Annotated in this window: 5 protein-coding genes (1 of these 5 running past the window's edge); all 5 read left to right on the top strand. The window is 47.8% G+C overall.

Annotation, left to right across the window (positions count from 1 at the left end):
• On the top strand, nt 1-834 hold an 834-nt coding region (locus BGO59_RS26685; RefSeq protein ID WP_293688773.1), incomplete at its 5' end, for a bestrophin family protein.
• A gap of 317 nt (nt 835-1,151) precedes the next feature.
• On the top strand, nt 1,152-3,923 hold the full coding sequence (locus tag BGO59_RS26680; protein WP_293688771.1) for a sialate O-acetylesterase: 2,772 nt from the start codon (nt 1,152-1,154) through the stop codon (nt 3,921-3,923).
• A 177-nt stretch (nt 3,924-4,100) separates the two neighbouring features.
• Nucleotides 4,101-5,621, top strand: a complete 1,521-nt coding sequence (locus BGO59_RS26675; protein ID WP_293688769.1) for a capsule assembly Wzi family protein — start codon at nt 4,101-4,103, stop codon at nt 5,619-5,621.
• 125 nt (nt 5,622-5,746) lie between these two features.
• On the top strand, nt 5,747-6,076 hold the full coding sequence (locus tag BGO59_RS36475) for a DUF6660 family protein (protein WP_365982435.1): 330 nt from the start codon (nt 5,747-5,749) through the stop codon (nt 6,074-6,076).
• Between the two features lie 508 nt (nt 6,077-6,584).
• Nucleotides 6,585-6,762, top strand: the 5' end (the start) of a protein-coding gene (locus BGO59_RS26670) for an STAS/SEC14 domain-containing protein (protein WP_293688767.1). The gene runs 200 nt beyond the window's last position; 178 of the gene's 378 nt are visible here — the first part of the coding sequence; the start codon lies at nt 6,585-6,587; the stop codon falls past the right edge of the window.

The following is a 6,762-nucleotide window of genomic DNA, read 5'->3' as shown; positions in this document are numbered from 1 at the left end:
GAAACGATCGGCGTTTTTATTCTGACCAATCTCCTGTTTGTGCTTCGCCATTATATTGGCTTAGAAATTCTATCGGTCCCGATCGCGATACCGGCTTTGCTGGGAACCGGGATTTCCCTGCTGTTAGCCTTCCGAACCAATCAATCGTATGAACGCTGGTGGGAAGCTCGTAATATATGGGGAAGTATCGTCAACGATAGCCGAACCCTGATTCGGCAATTACTCACCTTCCTGCCAGAGAAGTCTATTGAAATTAGCCGAGTAGCTGCCCGCCGACAAGTCGGGTGGTGTTATGTCCTGGGCCATTCGTTACGGGGGCAACCAACCCAGAGTTTACTCGATGCATATATACCGGCCCAGGATCAAATCCATAACCCGGTTCACCCGCCTTTGGCCATCCTCCAAGCGCACGCCAATCAGTTCCGTCAGTTGTATCAGGAAGGCTACTTAACAGATTTCCAGCTGATACAACTCGACTCGACCCTAAGTCGCCTGACCGACGCTATGGGTCGTTGCGAGCGAATAAAAAATACCGTATTTCCTAAAACCTATACGTTTTACCTTCAGGTATTTATTCTCCTCTTTACTGCCTTACTTCCGTTTGGCTTTGTGGAGGATTTATTTTTTATCGAAGTCCCGGTCGTAACCGTAATTGCGGCAGCTTTTTTTCTGATCGAGAAAAGCGCGATCCGATTGCAGGACCCCTTCGAGAACCGTCCCACTGACACGCCGGTTCATACCATCGCCCAGGGAATAGAGCGAAGTGTTTATCAGCTGGTGGACCTTCCATTGCCTGAACACCAAGCAACACCGCAAACCTATTACACGCTTTAAGGTGTGCAGGGTAAAGCCTTTGCAATCGTAGACCCAGCACTCACCAACAGGATGGAACCTGATTATTTTCTGTGAACCCATTTAAACCTTTCCCATTCATTGTGGGCGATTTTTTACTTAAAGCTGTACTACAAACCTGTACAGTGCACAGCATTGTAATTGATTGACAGATCAATGGTTTCCTCAGTAACAAGTAAACGTTTAAATCATTAATTATCCGGAACCGGCTTTTGTCAATACGTATTGTAGGCCTCAGACGATTTAGGGTTAAACCTAACCATATCTGAAACAGACAGCCCACTCCACAATTGGTCCTAATGATTTCAGAAATCAAAGAACGATACAACATTTGTATTGAATGCAATATTTGGCTGGTAGCCGTATTACTAGGGTTGTTTCCGGCAAGTGGCCTCGCCCAAATTGTAATTAATTTTCCCAGCAGTCGATCTGTATTTCAGCGGTCGCTGGACAACAAAGCAACACTCCATATCAATGGCTATATTACCCAGGCCATGAGTCGCCTGGAGGCACGTCTTGTGGCCCGTAATAACCAGGGAACCTCCACCGACTGGACTGTACTGGATGATAATCCTGCTGGGGGCGTTTTCTCGGGAAATGTTCAAGCTACGGGCGGGTGGTATGATCTGGAGATACGAGGTATTTTCAGGAACCAGGAAGTGGCCACAGCACGCCAGGAGCGTATTGGTGTTGGGGAGGTGTTTATTGTTGCGGGCCAATCCAATGCTCAGGGTATGTATGACGATATGGCAAGTGCAACGGATGATCGGGTGAATGCACTTACTTTTTTCGATTCTGCTCAATCAGCACTCGATCCTCCTATAGATGTGTTGCGGCAATTTGCCCATTTGAACCAGGGTCAACGAATGGCCCCGAGAGGCCTGGGTAGTTGGTGCTGGGGGAGGTTAGGCGATATGTTAGCCACGCGCCTGAACGTACCCATCTTATTTTTCAACGCGGCTTATGAAGGCACGGCCATAAAGAATTGGCGGGAAAGTGCTGAAGCTGGTCGAACGGAAAGCATTTACGAATCAGGGGCTTTTTATGAAGCGGGGCAGCCTTATGCAAATTTACGAGCCTGTCTACAGTTTTATACCCATATGTTGGGTATACGCGCCGTTTTATGGCATCAGGGCGAAGCGGAAAACTTTATCAATACAACTACCAATGCGTATGCTGCGGATTTGAAAGCGCTCATAGACAGAAGTAGGCGGGAAACGGGTAAGGATGTACCCTGGGTTGTCGCACGTGCTTCTTATACTGGGGACAGAATTGGGGGAAGGCCGGGAATTATTGCGGCTCAAAATCAAGTGATCGCCACCGTGCCTAATGTGTTTGCAGGTCCTAATACTGATGGCATTCAAATCCCTCGTCAGCGACCACCCAGGACCCAGGTGACCTATGATGATGTACACTTTGATCCGGCTGGTTTAGTTGAGGTTGCCCAGGCCTGGAATTCGAGTTTGTCTGATCGGTTCTTTGAGGGGGCGCAACCTCAACTGAGTATAGCCCCTCCCGCCTTAACAATTGACTGCACAGATGGCAATCAGTTGGCAATCGGAGTTGTAGGTAATTATTCGTCAATAACCTGGAACACAGGCGAAAATAGTCCAATGATACAGAAGGGTGCTGGCCTGTACCAGGCCAAGGTTAAGGATAGCAATGGGAATGTGCTAATAACACCAATGGTACGGGTAGCCTTTAAACCGACTATTACCACTACAGGACCGACTACATTTTGTGAAGGGGATAGTGTTCGTTTACAGGCCCTATACACTGAACCGATTCGCTGGTCAACTCAGGATAGCACGAAAGTCCTGACGGTAAGAAGCACCGGACAGTTTCAGATTCAGCTAACTGACGCCAGTGGCTGTTTGTTTACCTCCGAACCCATTCAGGTCATCGTGAATGAATTGCCTCCTAAACCGGCTATAACCGCCAGCCGATCCACAACGATGTGCCAGGGAGAAACAGCCCTATTGATGGCTGAAGTGCAAGCTAATTATCAATGGAATACAGGAGAAAGATCCCGTCAAATTCAGGTAGGCAAATCGGGAAATTATAGCGTGATCGTATTCAATGCGGCAGGTTGCCCATCTCCGCCTTCCAATCCAATCGCCCTGCTGGTCAATCCACTCCCGCCAACACCATCTATAACGTCGGATGGTAGTAGTGCCTTTTGTGCGGACCAGCAGCGAACACTGACCGCTAGTGAGGCCGTGCGTTACTTGTGGAGTACAGGCCAAACGACTGTCTCTATTGCGGTTAACTTAAGTGGTAGTTATACCGTCCGCACCCAGAACGAATTTAACTGTTTTTCTTCTTCGTCTAATCCCGTTTCCTTAACGGTGAATCCACTCCCATCCGTACCAACCCTGATGGCAGCTGGGCCAACCATCTTTTGTGACGGCTCCAGCGTGGAATTAACGGCAAGCAGTCCATGGCCTGTTTTTTGGTCGACGGGTGATGCCAGTGCAGTGATCAGTGTATCCGAGTCGGGTTCCTATTCCGCCCGTGCTCAGGATAGGAATCAATGTTTTTCCCCGTTGTCAAATCCGATTCGGGTCGATGTTAAAGCGCTGCCCAGTACGCCATTGATCCAGCAGGCGGGAACGTTTACCCTGGAATCGACAGGGGCAATTCCCGGTGACTATTATCAGTGGACCGTTGACCTGGATACGGCGACCAGTCAAACTCCAAAGCTGAAAGCCAGGCGGTCGGGAACGTATTTCGCGCAGGCTTTTATCCGGTACGATGGTGCGCTAACCTGCTCCTCTCCTGTTTCGTCCGGTTTTAGCTATACGATCGATGAATCGAACCAGGGGCTCAGCGTTTATCCCAACCCAAGCCCAACCAAACGCATTACCATTGAGACCCGCGAAGATTTGTCTAATGCAACCATTCAAATCTATTCACTTACCGGGCAGGAAATGGCCCATGTGAAGGTATCGAGTCTGGCCGAGCAGCAAGTGATGGAACTACCCGGATTAATACCCGGACTGTATGTGATTTGGGTACGCTCTCCTACTTTTTCAGCCGTTAAACGCGTCTTGATCGGGATGGGTCCATAGTAAAATATTGCTGGAGAAATTATCCCTAATACGTAGCGCTACTTCGGGTTTATACAAATCAACAATCGAATCTTTTTCATCACTGGTAGACTGCTAGGTTTCCTGCCGAATCACCCAATAGACTTGATTAGAAGCTTCCTAAAATCAAAACAAAACAGCTTAACACGTTTACTTGAAATGAAGTGTATTTGCCTTGCCTGTGGATTGGGTTGGTTATCAACTGCAACAGCCCAGTCGCCTTCATTGGTTCGGCCAACTGAGGCCTACGTGGAAGCAGGTGCTTATCTTGTTACAGGGGCCGTACCGTTCTGGTTACGAGCCAACCAATCGGGTATCGTACCTATAAACGGGTCAACGGCCATGGTGCGAGTGGGGCTTTATGGAGACTACCGTAGACGTCAGGAATCCGATAGTCTTTTACCGGTTAAACGCCTTGACTGGGGCTATGGTCTGGAAGTAGTTGGAAGGTCAGGGCTTCAGACCCAACTGCAGCTCCCAGAGGCCTATTTGAAGGTACGTTGGGGGCCAGTTGAGCTGTACGCAGGACGAAAACGTGGAATCGTCGGAATCGTCGATACGCTCTTAACCTCCGGGTCTTACAGTTGGTCGGGGAATGCAATGCCCCTACCCAAGATCCAATTGGGAACCATGGGTTATGTGCCGCTTGGATTTACCCATGGTTTTGTGGCCATCAATGCCCTCTATAATCACGGCTGGTTTGCGAATAGCTTCGTGAAAGGAAGTTACCTCCATCAGAAAGCCTTATACATACGATTGGGGAAAGAAACATCTCGGGTTAGAATTTATTTCGGTGGAAATCACGAAGCGCAATGGGGCGGTTATGCGCCAAGTCTGGTTGGTATTCCAGGTTTATCGGATAATTCGGATGGACGTTTTGCTTCTGATTTAAAGGCTTATTTCCGGGTTATTACCGCTTCGTATGGAACGGGTTACGTACCAACCCAAGGTGTCATTTCCATCGATCAGGGTAACCGAATAGGGAATGGCATTGGCTCATTCGATGGTGGGATTGATATTAACCTGGGCACAAGTAATCTATTGTTATACCGGCAAAATTTATACGAAACGGGAGCCCTGTTTTATTTAACCAATATCATTGATGGTTTACAGGGAATTCGGCTACAACGAAAACCTGGAAAAGGGCCCGTTACGATCGATCGAATTCTCCTGGAGTTCCTGTCGACCTGGAGTCAGGGTGGATCTGAATTTGTGATCGAGGACCCAAAGCGACGGGGCCGAAATAACTATTTCAATCACTCTCAGTATCAGGATGGATGGACCTATTTAAACCGAACGATCGGTACACCTTTCCTTACTCCTCAAACGGAAGTAAATCCAGCCCTTCCTGCCTCCAGGGCCATTGCCAATAATCGGGTTTCGCTTTGGCACCTGGGCGTATCAGGCCGGATTGCCCAACAGCTTCAATGGCAGTCGAGGATATCCTATAGTATGAATGAAGGCACCTACGATATTCCTTACCCAGTGGGTACAGGTCAGCTCTCTGTCTTAATGAAGCTTTCAGGGCCTATCCAGTTTCCCGGATTGGGACGATGCCACATTTCGACATCCGTTGGGTGGGATCGTGGTAAACTACTCTCCAATTCGGTGGGAGGCTATCTAGGGCTGCGTAAATCTCTAGACAATATTTCAAGGGGGAGGCCGTTGCAAAAGTATTAGTGACTACGCTAACAAGTTCCTTACCGAGTTGACTTATCCATTGTCAGGAGGCTGTTGATAAGTTTTTTACCGGCATCTCGGTTTATACCTACCCGTTGAACGTAAAATACTCGTATTTTTACTTTATGAAATCGTTGTTTTATAGCTTGTTGTGCGCCTACATGCTGCTTCTTTCGGTACTTCCCTGTACTGATAGCTTCGCTTTGGCACGGACGGATAAGCAACAAACAGCGATTGCTGCCGATTTACACCAACATCCCCTCCACCAGGCCATCGGGGATAGTTGTTCTCCCCTGTGCGTCTGCAGCTGTTGTGGTACCGTGCTGGAGTCATTGCCTGCGTTTGCTTTTGGCTTTCGCCCTTTGACGATCTGGCAGACAGCCTGTTTCGGCTCAATTAACACCCATTGGCTTTCTCCCTCGCTGACCAACTGGCAGCCACCTCTACTAGGCTAGGATAGGATTCGTATATCCTTTCTTTTATGTGCAACATTGTTGCACATAAGGGCCATTTGTTTTTCCATTTAATCCTTTTTCGTAAGTCTAACAATCCTTTTGGGTTAATAGACTTTCTCATGCATACCGCGAGGTTATAGTAGTGCGCTGTATTAATTCAGTTTGATCGTTGAAGCCACGAAACGGGTCTGAATGCTAGCATTTTGCACGAGAAAAGGGGGGAAAGGCAAATTGGCGAAATCGTTTTTAGTAGGGGCTATCCTATCTCATTGGCATCGTAAGCTCACAATAGGATAGGTCAACTTGTCAACGTGAATCTAATAATCTTTCGGTACTGGAATAAGGGGGTAATGTGTTTACAATCGCCAAGTTAATTCAATTCGTACCACCCCGAGACCACTGACAGGTACCTAAACGGAGACAGCAGAAGCCAGATTTTTGACTAAATGATTTTAGACATTCCAAGATGCTAAGGCTGCCTGCCTAATGGCATAAAACACAACAGATTATGTATGCAATATTGTTAGAAAAACCTGGATACCTGGCGTTGAAAGTAGCTGATTCTATCACCTGGGATGATTATCAGGAACTAAGGCCATTACTGGATACAGCACTACACAGTGCAAAACGGCCAAGGCTTTACTGGGAGATGGAGTATTTCCGCGGTTGGAAACCCGATGAGTTAT

This window comes from Spirosoma sp. 48-14, from assembly GCF_001898575.1.
GTDB lineage: Bacteria > Bacteroidota > Bacteroidia > Cytophagales > Spirosomataceae > Spirosoma.
The sequence above is the reverse complement of the archived record's forward strand: the minus strand, read 5'-3'. Positions and strand labels throughout refer to the sequence as shown.